Origin of the sequence: Hyunsoonleella pacifica, assembly GCF_004310335.1 — a bacterium.
Classification (GTDB): domain Bacteria; phylum Bacteroidota; class Bacteroidia; order Flavobacteriales; family Flavobacteriaceae; genus Jejuia; species Jejuia pacifica.
Genome location: NZ_SIRS01000025.1, coordinates 1 through 312 on the forward strand (window position 1 = coordinate 1; position 312 = coordinate 312).

Here is a 312-nt window from a genome sequence, read left to right on the forward strand (position 1 = left end):
CATTTGTAACGTCGTCTGCAGGTTTTGGCGTAACAGTTAAGTTTAGTACATCATCAGCTGTACATCCATCGTTAGTAATTGTAAGTCCAGATTGCGCTGTTGTATAATCTTGGCCATTAGCTGCCCATGTATATGTTTCTCCTGAACAGATGGTTGCATTTGTAACGTCGTCTGCAGGTTTTGGCGTAACAGTTAAGTTTAGTACATCATCAGCTGTACATCCATCGTTAGTAATTGTAAGTCCAGATTGCGCTGTTGTATAATCTTGGCCATTAGCTGCCCATGTATATGTTTCTCCTGAACAGATGGTTG

General features: G+C 41.0%; 1 protein-coding gene. It reads right to left on the reverse strand.

Going from position 1 to position 312, the window contains the following annotated elements:
- Positions 1-312 (reverse strand): hypothetical protein (locus EYD46_RS17865; RefSeq protein ID WP_165454417.1); only part of this gene is annotated, 312 nt, incomplete at both ends.